The sequence below is a fragment of the Thermanaeromonas toyohensis ToBE genome (genome assembly GCF_900176005.1).
GTDB lineage: Bacteria > Bacillota > DSM-521 > Neomoorellales > Neomoorellaceae > Thermanaeromonas > Thermanaeromonas toyohensis.
This window is the reverse complement of record NZ_LT838272.1, coordinates 2,388,095-2,404,061: the sequence shown is the minus strand read 5'-3', so window position 1 is coordinate 2,404,061 and position 15,967 is coordinate 2,388,095. Positions and strand designations below refer to the sequence as shown.

Sequence of the window (15,967 nt, the reverse complement as noted above, 5' to 3'; positions counted from 1 at the left end):
TTTGGGGCTTTAATTTTTATATTTCGTTTGCTCTCCTGTTTTTCCTGCCTTGAGTTTATAAATTACATCTTTAGAACTAGTACTAAGGCAGGATATAGGGTATTTATCCTTCTTTTTTCAAACTGATGGCCAATTTCCTTAGCTTCCGAGGCATGTTACAGTGAAATTAAACACAAGAAGTTATAGGGGAGGTGAAGTAAGGGGATAACCTTAAGACCATATTTCTAAGCATATCCCGATCTTTGTTAGAGAGAAAAACCTTGTAAACAAGGGCAGGAGGGATTTTTTAATGCCGAAGAAGCTTGCGGATATCTTGAAAGAGAAGGGAATACCTTTAAGTTTTCAGTACGGTGGTCAAGCACCTGAAGAAATGGTAGATCGTGAGATTAAGAAAAATCCAAGCCCGAGAGCGCAAAAATTACTGGAATTATATTATAATACGTTGTCTTCTGTGACCGTTGAATTTCCTTACTGGTATACCCGTAAATACCAAGAATTAGAGGGCGAACTTCCGGTTGTTCGCCGGGCAGCGGCTTTAAAGCATGCTTTTTCCCATCTTACTCCCACCATTTTTCCTGGAGAGTTACTAGTGGGCGGAAAGGCCTACTATTATAGAGGCTCTTTCCCTATGCCCTGGTTGTCGGAAAGTTTCTTCGTGGCTAAAGAGGATGAGCTTTACCAGGATGCTTTAAAGCGGGGTAGCGCCAGTGCTGACGAGGTTACTAAATTCGGCGCAGGTGGCGGTAACGTAACCAAGAGCTTCGGAAATGTAGTCTCCATTGCTGGAAAGTTTGGTATTCGCAAAGAAGAGGTCCCGGCGTTACTTAAACTGGCCCGGGCCTGGGTGGGCAAGTCAGTCGAGGATCTGGGCCACAAATATGAGCAGATGGTCCCAGAATATCCGCTAAAAGAAAAAATAATGCGCAGTATAATTTGCATGTTTGACTCGGGCTATACCCTTCCCCAAGGCCGCGAGGTAATCAACTATTATTACCCGCTCCAATACGGTATCGACGGGCTTATCGAAATGGCAAGGCAAAAGAAAGCCGAAGTGGCAGGTAAAGCCGATGGAGACGGCCTTATAGGGATGGATCGGTTATATTTCTATGAAGCCGTGATCCTGGTGCTAGAAGGCATTCAAGCCTGGATACGAAACTACGCTAAAGAAGCTCGACGGCTGGCTTCTATTACTTCAGATCCGCAGCGTAAAGCAGAATATGACCAGATCGCTGATTGCTGCGAATGGATTTCCTCGAAGCAACCGCGGACTTTCTATGAGGCCCTGCAGCTTACTTATTTCATTCACATCGCTGTACTTAATGAAGATGCTATTTCCGGCATGTCTCCAGGTAGGTTGGGACAGGTTCTTTATCCTTGGTGGGAACAGGATATGGAGGCTGGCCGGATAGATGAGGAGAAGACCATAGAACTTCTGGAGTTGCACCGAGTGAAATTTACTTGTATTGACTGTTTTGCCTCCATGGGTGTAGTTGGCGGCGTATTATCAGGTAACACGTTCAATAATGTCAGCCTGGGGGGCCTGACTAGGGACGGTCAGCCCGCTTCTAACAAACTGGAGATGCTCATCCTAGAAGCAGCTATAAGATGCCCGACACCGCAGCCAACCTTATCGGTGCTGTACGATGAGAAACTACCAGAAGACTTCTTGTTAAAAGCCATAGAATGTTGTAAGACAGGCTTAGGTATGCCGGCGTGGATGAATAACCGGGTGGCTATAGAGTTCTTATGTGACCAGTATGGACCCGAAGGAATGACGGTGGAAGAAGCTCGAGCCATTGCAATTGGTGGTTGTCTGGAGACTTCACCTTGTGCCTGGCATGAATTGACTCTTAATGGCAGGAAATATGTAATACCCGGCGGCGCGGGCCAGCCAACTAGCGTGGGTGTACACTTCATATCCAATCCAAAGGTTTTGGAGTTAGTCTTGTTCAACGGTTATGACCATAGAACAGGTACGCAGGTGTATGAACCTCACAATAAAAAACTGGAAACCTTTGAAGAACTCTGGGAGGCTTTCAAAGACTATTACGAGCAGACAGTAAATTGTCTGGCCAAGTGTAACAATATCCAGCACGATATATGGCGGAAAGTCAATATGGCTATATTCAACTCTCTCTTGAAACCCGACTGTCTAGAGAAGGGGCACCATATAGGCCATCTTGGCTACCGATATAATGCTACCTTCAATGTGGAAAGTTGTGGGACCATAAACATGGTCAACTCTTTGGCTGCGATCAAAAAACTAGTCTACGATGAGAAAAAGTACACCCTAGACGAATTGAGAGAAGCTATATTAGCTAACTTCGGATTTAAGACGGCGGAAGAGGTGGGTAGCTACTCCCTGGCTATGCAGGAAAAGAGAGAGGACGGTGAGAAGTACGATCAAATTCACAGTGATTGCTTGTTAGCTCCTAAGTACGGAAATGCCGATCCCTATGTAGATTCTATTCTGGCCGAATACGAAGAGTGGTTCTGCTCTATGTGCCGCAAGTACGAGTCTCTATATGGCAAGCCTCTTTACGCCTGCCAGATTTCAGTTTCTACCCATGGCCCCATGGGTGCGGCTACCCTAGCCTCAGCAGACGGTCGCTTGGCAGGTACCACCTTCGCTGATGCCTCTATGTCACCTTATCCGGGAACAGATCGAAACGGGCCTTACGCTATATTTACTTCAGCTACGGTCTGGGATCACTCCAAGTCCCAGAATTCCCAGTTGAACTTAAAGATCCATCCGAGTGCCGTTAGGGGGCTAGGGGGTTCTAGGAAGCTTTTAGAGCTTACCCGCGCTTATATGAGAAGAGGTGGGTTTCATATTCAATACAATATTGTCGATTCTAAGATGCTTAAAGACGCCCAAGCCCATCCGGAACAATACCGAACCCTCATGGTGCGAGTAGCAGGCTTCACTCAGTATTGGGTTGAATTAGGTAAGCCTATCCAAGATGAAGTCATTGCAAGAACTGAATATGAAGCTGTATAAGGGGTGTAATATCTATGACCAATATAGATCTTAAGCATAATGATTGCCGGAATTTTATCCCGGTAGACGTAGCTAAAGGGATTTGTAGACGTACTGAACAACTGATAGTTATCGATAGTCCCGTGTGCCCTAATTTTACAGCACTACCAAAGTGTAAAAATTGCAGTCACTTTAGTGCCAGCGAGACAGAAGAATTTATAGGAACCTGCGAAGCGGAAAAGAGCAAGCCCTGGACCTACAGCGAATTAATTGCGGTTACCTGCGAAATGTATAACGCGGCTAAATAGACTAATTTTTAAGGAGGGTGCAGGCTCCTGCACCCTCCAATCCCAATCCCTTTAGAGGAGATGAAAGTCATGAAAGAAAGAGAAGCAAGAAAAATGGGAAACATGGTAGTAGCTGCCGCATGGCTAGCTGTTTTCTGTTTGTTCGGGTATCGCGCTACATTTTCGGTACTTTTAGGTCCCATGCGGGATAGCATGAATTGGACAGTTTCCCAGACCTCGCTGGGATATTCCTTGATGATGAGCATATATGCTATCACCGCTTTCTTTAGTGGTATGATCATTGATAAATGGGGTACTAGGCCTGCTTACTTTATCGGTGCCGTTTGTGGGGCTCTGGGTTTCTACCTTACTAGTTTGGTCACTAACTATTGGCAATATTTATTATGTTATGCATTGTTTGCTGGTATAGGCACTGGTATGCTTTGGGTTTCTTCTACAGTTTCAGTACGCAAGTGGTTTGTAGGTAAGTCCTATGCAACTATGTGGGGTTTGGCTTTTGCCGGAGCTCCTGTAGCCCAGGTGGTATTAAGCCTGGGAGTGAAAAAAATATTGTTGACTATGGATTGGCGGGCGGCCATGCAAGCTCTAGCCGTGGTAGTTTTAATAGCCCTAGTGGTAGCTGCTCTTATAGCTAAGAAGAGCCCTGAAGCATATAATTTGAAGCCTTTTGGGTTGGCCCCAGGTTCGGGCGACCCAACTAAACCTGAATATGTATGGCCACTAGGAGAGGCCTTTAAACGCTTCGCCATCTGGGGAGCTATTTTAGCTTTCCTAACCAGCATGGTGGCGGAGTTTTTAATCTGGACCCAGGTTATAATGTTTTGGGTAAAAGATGTGAAGCTATCTTTGGCTTCAGCAACTAATCTTTATGTGGCTATTGGCATAGCCGGTATATTTACCATGCCTTTGATGGGTATGGTAGCTGATAAAGTTGTGGGGGCAGTTAAAAACGAACCCCTGGGAAGAAAAATCATGTTGATTTTTGCCCCTGCAGTAGGGGTTTTGGCTTGTTTACTCCTATTGGCCACCAAAATTTCTATGGTTTTTGGGTTATTAGCTTGCATCCTTTTTGCCGTGTATTGGGCCATCGAACCAGGTGGTGTAGCAGGGTATGCTGGGGCTATTTACGGTAGAAAAAGTTTAGGAAAAATTTGGGGTCTAGCAACGCTGATCGTTATGGGTATTGGACCAGCCTTTGGGAGCTTTATGGGGGGGTATTTGTACGATATATCAGGTTCCTACCGCAACTCTATCCTATTTGCCTTGGGTGCTTATGCGCTTTCCTGCTTAGTGGCTGTTTGTCTACCCCTGGCAGCTGAACCGAGCCATTTGGCCCACGAGTTGGAAAGCTTACAGGTAACTTCTGAAACGGGAACCCCTCATAAGGCATAGTAGGGCAAATAATTGTAGACTATATTTGGGAAGGGCGGTGAACTGAGTGTCAGAGACAGAGTCTATAAAGCCACCTTGTTCACCGCCCTTTGTACTTAGAAGGGGGTCTTAAAGAGTGAAAGCAAATAGTAATCTTAAAGGCTTGATATTTGATATTCAAGGATATTCCGTCCACGATGGACCAGGATGCCGGACTCTAGTGTTTTTAACTGGTTGCCCTCTGCGCTGCGAATGGTGTGCCAACCCAGAAGGTATGGAATTTGGTCAGAAGGTGCTGTACAGAGAAACCAAATGTAAGTACAAAGCATGGGGCTGCACCCGGTGTGTAGAAGCATGCCCGTATGAGGCTATTCGGATAGATAATAAAGAGGAACCTCCTGTGCGAATCGATAGGTCGCTCTGCGCTTCCTGTAAAACTTTCGTTTGTACAACGGTATGCTTATATGAAGCTTTGGAGGTCTGTGGTAAGTGGATGACTGTAGAAGAATTGATGAATGTATTAAACAGAGATCGGCAGTACTGGGGTGCAGAAGGGGGGGTAACTTTTACCGGCGGCGAACCGCTTTTACAGAAAGAATTTCTAATAAGTATGCTAGAAAAATGCCAAGAGGCATTTATCCATACTGCTATTGAGACTTCTGCTTATGCTCCGGAAGAAGTATTCTTAGAAGCGATTCGTTACGTGGAATGGGCCTTTATAGACATAAAGCATATGGATCCTGAAAAGCATAGAGAGAAGACAGGCGTCTCCAACGAGATTATTCTGCAAAACATTGCTACTTTAGCGGCTTCCGACTGGCCAGGCCGGTTGATTATACGTATGCCAGTAATTGAGGGCTTTAACGATTCGGAAGAAAATATTGTGGCGACGGCTGAGTTTTTAAATAAGGTAGGGTTGGAAGAAATAAATATTCTGCCCTTTCACCGGTTAGGAGAATCTAAGTGGCGGCAATTAGGAAAGACTTATCTTTACCGGGATAAAGAATGGACACCGGATGAAAGATTGGCTCAGATAAAAAAGATATTTAATAGCTATAATTTAGTATGTTATGTAGGCCATGAAACCCCATTTTAGAATAATGGAGGAGTGCAAGTGTAAGGCGCCCAGCAAGGGTTCGGCCTGTGGTATATGCTCTTTGGCTCCGCTGCGTTTCGCCTATTCCCTAGTTGTTCAGCCCCGCCTGGAGCGGCCCTTGCTGCCAGCACAGGTGTCTGTATATGTGTAACGAAGGCCGGAGGGCACAGGCCGAAGGCCTAAAAAGAAGGTGGTATCGACAATTGTTATGTACAGGGTGCGGGACTAGGTGGCAGGAAGGGACTCCGGGAGGTGAAAACAGTTTAAGGTTCCCACAGACATTATTGTTGCTAATCGGGAAAATAAGGAAATGTAAGGACGCATGGTGGACGGTTTGTCACGTTGCCTTAGAAGAAGGGAAAGTGCTTTATGAGCGGTGAACATCTACCGCTGCAAACTCGGTGGAGGTTCACCGCTCATTTCTTTGAGTTGGACCTTAGAATGAATATTACCCTTCCGAATGAGATGTACACGAATTTCTGGACATTGATGGAAGCAAATATGTATACCACTTGGTTACAACACTGGAAGTATATACCGCTAGCCTTTGTAAGTGACACTGAAATTCTCATGCACCTGCGGGCTTTAAAGAAGTGCCGGGGTGAGGTTTCCTTATACGATCCGGTAGGGGTAGATAAAGAGGGGAATGAAATTACCCTCATAGACGTTCTGGGGACCGAACAGGATATAACGGAGGCTATAGAGAGCAAATATGAACGGAAACGAGTACTGGAGAAGATTAAATCCTTAAGTAAAAGGGAAATAAAGGTCTTACAGATGCGTTATGGCCTTCTAGGGGGGTTTGGTAAAACCCAGAGGGAGATAGCTAAAAGGATGGGGATTTCTCGCTCATACGTATCGCGTATTGAAAAAAAAGCCCTGCAAAAGCTGCTTAAGGAGTTACAGGTAGAAGGGAGATAATCCTTCCATCTAAAAATTTGGGGCTTGTCAGGTTTTCTTTTTAATGTTATAACACCACCAGAAGTCGAACTAGAAGTAGCTAATATGGGGGATCTGTGGTGGAATATTTGGTCGTAAAAGATAACGGACTTTTTTTCCTAGCCGATCCTACAGGAGAAGTGCCCAAGGAAGATGGATCCACTTTAGGGTTGTATACCCGGGACACCCGGTTTCTAGACAGGATGGAATGCTACATTAACGGACAAAAGCCCCTTCTTCTTACTTTAAAACATGAAAATAATGCTATAAATGCTTTATTGACCAACCGCCCATTAAGTATTGCCCAGGGTATGCTCCCGGAAGGGTCTCTCCTTATCCGCAAGCGCCTATTTATTAGCCAAGGTGTCCTGTATGTGCAGGTAATTTTGCGCAATTATTACAGGGATAGCCTCTCCTTTACTTTAGATCTATACTTAAGTGCTGATTTTAAAGACCTCTTTGAGGTCCGGGGGTATATCCCTAGCCAAAGAGTAAGAAACTTAACAGTAAGTTCTAGTGAGCGAGAATTGGTTTTTCGCTACCACGGGGCAGATGGGTTATTTCGGCAGACGGAAATAAATTTTGAACCTGCTCCCAGTAGTTTATCGCCGGAAGGGAAAGCAAGTTATAGGATCTCCTTGCCTTCAGGAGGAACCTTTGCCGTCCATCTTTTTATTACCCCGGTTATTGAGGGAGAAAAGAGGCCTTGTAGGGTGAATATCTCTCGAGCGTTACGTGACCTCCGTTCCCCCTCTAAACAATGGGTACAACCTTGTACAGAAATCATTACTGATAATCCAGATTTTAATCAATGGATTGAACAAAGTTTGCAGGATTTGGGGACTCTGATGGTTGATTTTGGGGAAGGCTTGTTTCCGGTAGCAGGGGTGCCTTGGTTTGCTGTCCCTTTTGGAAGGGACAGTTTAATTACAGCTCTACAGACCCTGATTCTTAACCCGGCCATAGCCCTTTCTATTCTCAAAACCCTAGCTAAGTATCAGGGTAAAAAGATAGACCCCTGGCGGGATGAGCAGCCGGGTAAGATACCCCACGAAATACGCTGGGGTGAACTAGCTAATACTGGGCAGATTCCCCATACCCCCTACTATGGAACTGTGGATGCTACTCCTCTTTTTTTAATCTTGCTTTCCGAGTATTATGACTGGACGGGGGATACTTCTTTCCTGCGGGAACTTTTGCCAGCGGCCTCTAAAGCCCTAGAGTGGATCGATGAGTATGGGGATCGAGATGGAGATGGCTTTGTGGAATATTTAAAGGAATCGCCTTTAGGAATTGAAAACCAAGGATGGAAAGATTCGGAAGGAGCTATCGTCCACCGCTCTGGGGAGCTAGCCCGGGCTCCCATCGCTTTGGCAGAAGTGCAAGGGTATGTTTATGATGCTAAAGTGCGGTGGGCTTTTATCCTAGAGAAGCTGGGAGAGGTAGCCCAATCTCGGAGATTGCGAGAAAGCGCAAGGCAGCTTAAACAGGCTTTCCGTCAGGCCTTTTGGATGGAAGATGCTCAATTTATAGCCTTGGCGCTAGATAAGGATAAACAGCGTGTGGAGACGGTGGCCTCCAATGCAGGTCATTGCTTGTGGTCTGGGCTCTTGGATAAGAAAAATGCAAGTCAAGTGGTAAGGCGGTTACTGGCACCCGATATGTTTTCGGGTTATGGCATCCGGACTATGAGCAGTAAAGCTCGAGCCTATAATCCTCTTAGCTACCATAACGGTTCTGTATGGCCCCACGATAATTCTTTAATCGTGATGGGATTTACACGCTATGGTTTCCGGCAGGAAGCCAATCAAGTGATCGAGGGACTTTTACAAGCTGCTAAGCATTTTAACTATCGCCTTCCCGAACTTTTCTGTGGTTTTAGTCGGGACAAAGGGGGGCCGGTTCCTTATCCAACGGCCTGTGCTCCCCAGTCTTGGGCAGCTGGTACAGTGTTCCTTTTAATTCAGGCTCTCCTTGGTCTTTTCCCTAGAGCCTCCCAGGGACAACTTTATTTGGATCCAGTTCTTCCTGAAAGCCTCTCCCATTTAGAGATCCGTAATCTCCGGGTAGGGGAAGGGATCTTGGATCTCTTAATTAAAAGGGAAGGCCATCAGTATCAGTGGGAATTGGGCTGTAATACTTCCGGACTGGAAGTTGTAAGAGGTAACTTAGTTACTGCCGCCTAAAGTGAGGAAAACATTTTGTGGTATAATAGCAACACAAGATAGGTTAGCGACTTAGGGGTGGAGGATGTTAAAATACCTACGCCCAGATCTCTATGTTAAATCCTTGCAAGATGTGCCCCTGGAGGACCTAGTCAGACGGGGTATTAAGGGTTTAATTATAGATCTGGATAATACAGTAACTCAATGGGGGCGCGCTACCCTCGATAGCCAGGTCCAGGATTGGTTTAAGAACCTGAGGGCCTATGGTTTGGGAGCGTGCCTTCTTTCCAACAATAGGCAGAAAAGGGTCCAGGCTATAGCCCAGAATTTAGGAATACCTGCCATCTTTCGGGCTGGCAAGCCGCGTGCACGGTCCTTCCGCCAGGCCATGGAACTGTTAGGGACTTCACCCGCGGAGACGGCTGTTATTGGTGATCAGATTTTTACCGATATATTGGGTGGAAACCTCTTAGATCTGTATACAATTTTAGTAGTCCCTTTAGATAAAAAGGAATTTATGGGGACAAGGCTTATCCGCCTGGTGGAACGATTAGTATTAAAATGGTTAGACTTAAAAGAACCAGGGTAGTATTTCTGCCAGCTTATCTTTTGTTTCCAGGTGGGGGGTAGCTATTCTTGCCTATTTCAGCTCGCACTAAGGTAGTAGGTCTACTGGGTTACCCGGTTGCCCACTCCTTTTCCCCTCCCATGCATAATGCTGCCTTTAAAGCTTTAGGGCTAGACTGGGTGTATCTGGCTTTTAGTGTAGAACCTCGGTGGCTACCGGCCGCTGTAGCTGGTATCAAAGCCTTAGGTTTTATGGGAGTTAATGTTACTATCCCTTATAAGGAATCCATTCTACCTCTTCTGGATGAGATAGATCCCCTAGCGGAGCTCATCGGCGCAGTTAATACAGTGGTAGTAAAAGAGGGAAAATTGGTGGGCTATAATACCGACGCGAGCGGTTTTTGGCGTTCCCTTAAGGAAGAAGGAGTAGACCCTAAGGGTCGGCAAGCCTTGATCTTAGGGGCAGGTGGTGCTGCCCGGGCTGTGGCCTTTACATTACTTAAGCAGGGTTGTAGCAGTTTATACCTTGCTAACCGGACATACCACAGGGCCCAGGAACTAGCCAAAACTTTGGAAAAGGCGGGTTCGATCCCAGTAAAAGCCTTTCCCTTAGAAGAGAGCTCTTTGGCTTCTATCCTGCCGGAAGTGGATTTAATAATCAATACTACTAGCGTGGGAATGGAGTCTAAAGGAGGGGAGCTCCCTTTAGAAGCTAGAAAATTAGAAACCCGCCATATTGTTTATGACTTAGTATATAATCCTCCCCGTACTAAGCTTTTGGAATTGGCTAGTAGCAGGGGGTGTCGAACTATCTCTGGCCGGAGCATGCTTTTATACCAGGGAGCTGAAGCTTTTACTTTATGGACTGGACGGGAAGCTCCTTTAGAAGTCATGAAGGAGGTCCTAGATAGTTTGCTTTAAACGCTAGGATGGCTTTACGGACAGGTGGGAAACCATGTTGCGCTTTTTAACCGCTGGAGAATCCCATGGCCCTAGTTTGGTAACCATCGTGGAGGGGATGCCTGCCGGTATCCCCCTAAATATTGAATTTATTAACGCGAGGTTGGCTAGGCGGCAGGGTGGCTATGGCCGGGGAGAGCGTATGGCCATTGAGAAGGATGAAGTAGAGATCCTTTCTGGCGTGCGCGGCGGCTTTACTTTAGGTAGCCCCATTGCCCTTAGGATAGCTAACCGGGATTGGGCTAACTGGCGGGAGATAATGTCTCCGGCTCCTGGTGCTAAAGAGGACCGCCGGGTTACAAGGCCACGGCCAGGCCATGCTGACCTACCCGGGGGGATAAAATATGCTCAAGGAGATTTGCGTAATGTCCTCGAAAGGGCGAGCGCCCGGGAAACGGCTGCACGGGTGGCAGCCGGAGCTATAGCTATAGCTTTTCTAGAGTGTCTAGGGGTAGAATTGGCTACCCATGTAGTACGTATAGGCCCAGTACAGGTTAAACGGGAAATCCCCTTTGATGAAGCCCTGGGTGCAACAGCTTCCCCGGTCTACTGTGCTGATGAGGAAGCTAGCCGGTCCATGCTGGAAGCTATCGATGAAGCGCGAGAAAAAGGCGATACTTTAGGCGGTATCTTTGAAATTTTAGTCCGGGGCTTACCTCCGGGGCTAGGCAGCCACGTCCATTGGGATAGACGCCTAGATGGCCGCCTGGCCCAGGCCCTTATGAGCATTCCCGCCATTAAAGGGGTAGAAATAGGTGAGGGCTTTGCCCTGGCTGCCAAGCGTGGCTCTGAAGCCCATGACGAAATAGGTTTTACTCCAGGTAAAGGTTTTTTCCATTATTCTAACCGGGCGGGAGGCTTAGAAGGTGGTATCACTAATGGCGAGATCCTTATTGTACGTGCGGCTATGAAGCCTATTCCTACCTTACGCCAGCCTCTCCGCAGTGTAGATTGGATAACCAAAGAAGAAGTTGTAGCAGCCGTAGAACGTTCAGATGTCTGCGCGGTCCCGGCAGCAGCGGTTGTAGGTGAGGCTATGGTAGCCTGGGTCCTGGCTTGTGCTTATCTTGAGAAATTTGGCGGGGATCACCTAGAAGAGATAAAGAAACGAGTAAAAGAGTATTGGGATTATGTACGTAATTTATAGCACACTTTTTAAGAGGCTCGTTGGTGATGCTGGCCAGGGAGGAGGGCTGCTTTGCCCTGTAATATCGTTTTAATCGGTTTTATGGCGAGCGGTAAAACTACTGTAGGCCGCCTTTTAGCTACATATCTGACTTGGGAATTTGTGGACACTGATGGTGAAATAGAAAAGCTTGTAAGCTCTCCTATACCAGCTATTTTCGCCCAAAAGGGAGAAGCTTATTTTCGCCAGGTGGAGAAAGAGATTATTGCCCGGGTGGCCATGGCTAGCAGAAAGGTAATAGCTACCGGTGGTGGAGCTATATTAGATCCGGAAAACAGAGCGCGGCTTTGGGCGGATAACAAGGTAGTTTGGCTTAAAATACCTTTAGATACTGTATGGCAACGGACGGCAGGAGATGACAGCCGGCCCTTATTAAAGGGAAGCACCAGGGAACAAGTAGAGGCCCTGTTTAAGCAGCGGGAACCCTACTACGCCTTAGCCCATCTACATGTGGAGGTAGAGGGAAAAAGCCCGGGACAAATAGCTCAGGAGATATTGGAGGGACTAAAGGTATGGTTGGAAAGTTGCAGGTAGACCTGGGGGACCGCAGTTATAATATTTATTGCGGGCAGGGTTTGCTGAAAAAATTAGGTGTACTTTTGCAGCCCCTGGACCTGGCTAAACGGTGCTTAATAGTTACTGATGAGATAATAGCCCCTTTATATCTTTCTCAAGTTATCCAAAGCCTTGAAGCTGCAGGCTTCCTTCCCCTTGTTAAGCAAGTGCCTCCGGGCGAGGAAGCCAAATCCTTAAGTGTAGCTGCCGAGCTTTATGATATGGCTCTGGAGGCTGGTTGGGAGCGACGCTGTCCAGTACTAGCCTTGGGTGGGGGAACTATAGGGGACCTAGCCGGCTTTGTGGCAGCTACCCTTTTACGGGGGGTACCTTTAATACAGCTTCCGACCACTCTGCTGGCCCAGGTAGATTCTAGTGTGGGTGGTAAAGTAGCCGTTAATCACCCGCGGGGCAAAAACTTAATTGGCGCCTTTTACCAACCCTGCCTTGTAGTAGCAGATCTTTCTACCCTTAAAAGCCTCCCTAAAAGGGAATTATGTTCGGGCCTGGCCGAAGTTATCAAGTATGGGATGATCTATGATGCTCTCTTTTTTACGTACCTCGAGCAACACTTGGAAGAGGCTTTGGCTGGGGAAGAGGAGATTTTAGAAAGAATAGTCCTTCGCTCATGCGAAATCAAAGCCCAGATAGTGGCCCAGGATGAGCGAGAGAGGGATTTAAGGGCTATCCTCAATTTTGGCCACACAGTGGGCCATGCCCTAGAGGCGGTGACTAAATTCCATGTTTACCGCCATGGCGAAGCGGTGGCCATAGGGATGATGGTAGCTACCAGGATCGCTTTGAGCCGCGGCCTTATCAGCCCTGAAATCATAGAAAGGCTAGAAAAGTTACTTCGGCGAGCTTCCCTTCCTGTAGAAATGCCTAATGTGGAACGCTATACTTTCTTGGAGGCCTTGATAAGGGATAAGAAGGTGCGGGAGGGCAGGGTAAGGATGGTACTACCAGTAAGCTTAGGGCAGGTAGAGATAATGGAAGTAGATACCCAGGAAATAATGGAGGCAGCAGGTCTGTGAAGTAGGCAGAGATGGAGTACCTAGGGGTAAGGAAGGCGGTTAACCAAATGGATGGCAGAAGGCGCCTGGGAGACTTGTTGGTAGAAGCAGGTTTGCTCACCCCAGAACAATTGGAGCAAGCTTTAAAAGAGCAGAAACGCACAGGAGAGCGGCTAGGTAAGGTACTGGCGCGCCTCGGTTTGGTTAGCGAAAAGGATATTCTAGAGGTGCTAGAATTCCAGCTGGGGATACCCAAAGTGGTCCTGGCCGATTATCGGTTGGATCCTGAGGTGGTGAAGCTTATACCTGAAGGCCTGGCCCGCCGCCATCTAGCTGTACCAGTACGTAAGGATGGCAAAAGATTATTAGTAGCCATGGCCGATCCCTTGAATCTCACTGCCCTGGATGACCTCCGTCTGGCCACGGGGTTAGAAATTATGCCTGCTATAGCTTCCGAGGCAGAGATAGAGGCCACCTTATCCCGTTTCTGGCAGCCATCCCTGGAACCCCCTAACATTGCAGGGTTAGAAGAGGTGGCAGCGGCAGGAGCGGTAAGGACTAGGGAATCCTTTGACCTGGATGAGATGGCCCGGGCGGGTATGGAAGGCGCTCCTGCTGTCCAGTTGGTCAATAAACTTATAGCCCAAGCTGTACGCTCCCGGGCGAGCGACATCCATATCGAACCCCAGGAAGGATATGTGCGGGTACGTTTCCGGATCGATGGCCTTCTGCGGGAGGTGCTACGCTTGCCTTTGGGAGTCTTAAGCAGCTTGATCTCCCGCATCAAAATCATGGGGGGTATGGATATAGCTGAAAAACGCCTCCCCCAAGATGGCCGCTTCCAGGTAACCTTAGAAAAGCGTAGCATAGACCTGCGGGTTTCTAGTATGCCTACTGTTTATGGAGAAAAGGTGGTCCTTCGGATCCTGGATAAGGCTACTATGCTCCTTCCCCTGGATGCCCTCGGATTCCTTCCCAGCACTAGAGAACGCTACGAAAGCCTAATACGTAGCGCTTACGGCATGATCCTTATTACTGGCCCTACGGGAAGCGGCAAGACCACCACCCTATATGCCACCCTTAACGCTTTAAGCTCCCCCGAGAAAAATATCGTTACTATTGAAGATCCAGTGGAATATCTTCTTCCGGGTATCAACCAGGTGGGGGTCAATCCCAAAGCCGGTCTCGATTTTGCTTCCGGTTTAAGGGCTATCCTCAGGCAGGATCCCGATGTGATTATGGTGGGGGAAATTCGGGATCAGGAGACAGCTGATATAGCTGTACGGGCAGCCACCACCGGTCACTTAGTCTTAAGTACTTTACATACTAATGATGCTGCTGGTGCGGTCACACGGCTATTAGATATGGGTATTGAACCCTTCCTTGTGAATTCTTCCTTGATAGGGGTGGTGGCCCAGCGGTTAGTACGCCTCATTTGCCCACGGTGCAAGGAACCTTACGCGCCGGAACAGAGCACAAGTCTTTATGCTTTTCTGGGAGAGGAAGGGGAGGGCCGCATTTTTTACCGCGGGCGTGGGTGCCAGGATTGCAACTATACAGGTTACCAGGGACGGACCGCCATCCAGGAGGTCCTGGTGATGAACGAGGAGATACGCACCCTTGTGGCCGCCAAGGCGCCAGCTACAGAGATTAAGAAAGCGGCCGTTGCTGGAGGCATGGTCACCTTACGCGAAGACGGTCTCCTTAAAGCCAGCCAGGGTTTGACCACGGTAGAGGAAGTTATCCGCGTTTCCCTAGGTGGATTTTAAGATGAGCCAGGTGATTCTGGTGAAGCTAGAAGAAATTTTAAAAGAGGCAGTCCAAAGGGGCGCCTCAGACGTACATCTTACAGTGGGGCTACCTCCTGTGTTCCGGCGGATAGGGAGGCTGGAACCCCAGAAACAATGGCCCATACTTACGGCTTCTGTTTTAGAGGCGCTGGCTAAACAAATTTTGGGGCCCAGGTGGGAGGAATTCCAGAATCGTAAGGAGTTGGATTTGGCTTATTCGCTCCCTGGCCTGGGCCGCTTTCGAGTCAACGTATTCTACCAGCGGGGAAGTGTAGGGGCCGCTATCCGGTTGGTGAATACTATTATTCCCACTTTAGAAGAGCTAGGCTTGCCTCCAGTGGTAGGGGAGCTAGCTGACCAACTCCACGGATTAGTCCTAGTTACCGGGCCTACCGGGAGCGGTAAGAGCACTACCCTGGCGGCCATGATCGATCGTATAAACCAGCGCCGGAGTTGTCATATCATTACTTTAGAAGATCCTATAGAATATTTGCATCAGCACAAGAAAAGCATAGTGAACCAGCGCGAGATAGGGAGCGATTCCCCTTCCTTTGCCAGCGCCTTAAGGGCTGCCCTGCGCCAGGACCCGGATGTTATTTTGGTAGGTGAGATGCGGGATTTGGAGACAGTGGCTACGGCTATTACAGCCGCAGAGACAGGGCACTTGGTTCTGGCTACCCTACATACCAGTAGCGCGGTCCAGAGTATCGACCGCATTATAGATGTCTTCCCGCCCCATCAGCAGGGTCAGATCAGGATCCAGCTAGCCGATACCTTAGTAGGTGTTATTACCCAACAACTTTTGCCCCGGGCTGATGGCCAGGGACGGGTAGTAGCAGTAGAAATACTTATAGCTACTCCTGCAGTGCGCAATCTCATCCGCGAAGGTAAGACCCACCAGATTATTTCCGTGATGCAAACAGGCGGTCGTTTCGGTATGCAGACCATGGAAATGGCTTTAAGGAACCTGGCCGCCAGAGGAATAATTAGCCCTGATTATATAAATCAGCAGGATTTTGGGTGATTTTGGCGAATTA

Annotated in this window: 12 protein-coding genes and 1 pseudogene; all 13 read left to right on the top strand. The window is 47.9% G+C overall.

All coding sequences use genetic code 11. From position 1 onward, the window contains the following. The first annotated feature begins 289 nt into the window (after positions 1 to 289). The 13 genes and pseudogenes from hpdB to B9A14_RS12370 all read left to right on the top strand — a co-directional run bounded on the left by hpdB (position 290) and on the right by B9A14_RS12370 (position 15,954). Positions 290 to 3,001: a 4-hydroxyphenylacetate decarboxylase large subunit gene (hpdB, locus tag B9A14_RS12430; protein WP_084666022.1), complete on the top strand. Its 2,712-nt coding sequence runs from the start codon at positions 290 to 292 to the stop codon at positions 2,999 to 3,001. A gap of 14 nt (positions 3,002 to 3,015) precedes the next feature. Further along, entirely contained in the window at positions 3,016 to 3,288 is a 273-nt protein-coding gene (hpdC, locus tag B9A14_RS12425; RefSeq protein WP_084666020.1) for a 4-hydroxyphenylacetate decarboxylase small subunit, read from the top strand. A gap of 69 nt (positions 3,289 to 3,357) precedes the next feature. After that, a complete protein-coding gene (locus tag B9A14_RS12420; RefSeq protein WP_084666018.1) occupies positions 3,358 to 4,680 on the top strand; it encodes an MFS transporter in 1,323 nt (440 codons plus the stop codon). Between the two features lie 115 nt (positions 4,681 to 4,795). Beyond that, complete coding sequence (gene hpdA, locus B9A14_RS12415; RefSeq protein ID WP_084666016.1) at positions 4,796 to 5,755, top strand: 4-hydroxyphenylacetate decarboxylase activase; 960 nt, start codon at positions 4,796 to 4,798, stop codon at positions 5,753 to 5,755. A 555-nt stretch (positions 5,756 to 6,310) separates the two neighbouring features. After that, positions 6,311 to 6,676, top strand: a pseudogene (locus B9A14_RS12410) (sigma-70 family RNA polymerase sigma factor); the annotation flags it as partial. A 98-nt stretch (positions 6,677 to 6,774) separates the two neighbouring features. Further along, a complete protein-coding gene (locus B9A14_RS12405) occupies positions 6,775 to 8,880 on the top strand; it encodes an amylo-alpha-1,6-glucosidase (RefSeq protein WP_084666012.1) in 2,106 nt (701 codons plus the stop codon). A gap of 64 nt (positions 8,881 to 8,944) precedes the next feature. Beyond that, positions 8,945 to 9,448: a YqeG family HAD IIIA-type phosphatase gene (locus B9A14_RS12400; RefSeq protein WP_084666010.1), complete on the top strand. Its 504-nt coding sequence runs from the start codon at positions 8,945 to 8,947 to the stop codon at positions 9,446 to 9,448. A 47-nt stretch (positions 9,449 to 9,495) separates the two neighbouring features. Next, positions 9,496 to 10,347: a shikimate dehydrogenase gene (locus B9A14_RS12395; RefSeq protein ID WP_084666008.1), complete on the top strand. Its 852-nt coding sequence runs from the start codon at positions 9,496 to 9,498 to the stop codon at positions 10,345 to 10,347. A gap of 34 nt (positions 10,348 to 10,381) precedes the next feature. Then, entirely contained in the window at positions 10,382 to 11,533 is a 1,152-nt protein-coding gene (gene aroC, locus B9A14_RS12390; RefSeq protein WP_084666006.1) for a chorismate synthase, read from the top strand. Positions 11,534 to 11,584: 51 nt separating this feature from the next. Further along, positions 11,585 to 12,106 (top strand): shikimate kinase, encoded by a 522-nt coding sequence (locus B9A14_RS12385; protein ID WP_084666004.1) that lies wholly within the window; start codon positions 11,585 to 11,587, stop codon positions 12,104 to 12,106. Further along, positions 12,085 to 13,161 carry a 3-dehydroquinate synthase gene (gene aroB, locus B9A14_RS12380; RefSeq protein WP_084666002.1) on the top strand — a complete coding sequence of 359 codons (1,077 nt, stop codon included), beginning with the start codon at positions 12,085 to 12,087 and terminating at the stop codon, positions 13,159 to 13,161. The genes B9A14_RS12385 and aroB overlap by 22 nt, the downstream gene beginning before the upstream one ends. A gap of 47 nt (positions 13,162 to 13,208) precedes the next feature. Continuing rightward, a complete protein-coding gene (locus B9A14_RS12375) occupies positions 13,209 to 14,909 on the top strand; it encodes a GspE/PulE family protein (RefSeq protein WP_084667137.1) in 1,701 nt (566 codons plus the stop codon). A 1-nt stretch (position 14,910) separates the two neighbouring features. Next, positions 14,911 to 15,954, top strand: a complete 1,044-nt coding sequence (locus B9A14_RS12370) for a type IV pilus twitching motility protein PilT (RefSeq protein ID WP_084666000.1) — start codon at positions 14,911 to 14,913, stop codon at positions 15,952 to 15,954. The last annotated feature ends 13 nt before the right edge of the window (positions 15,955 to 15,967 follow it).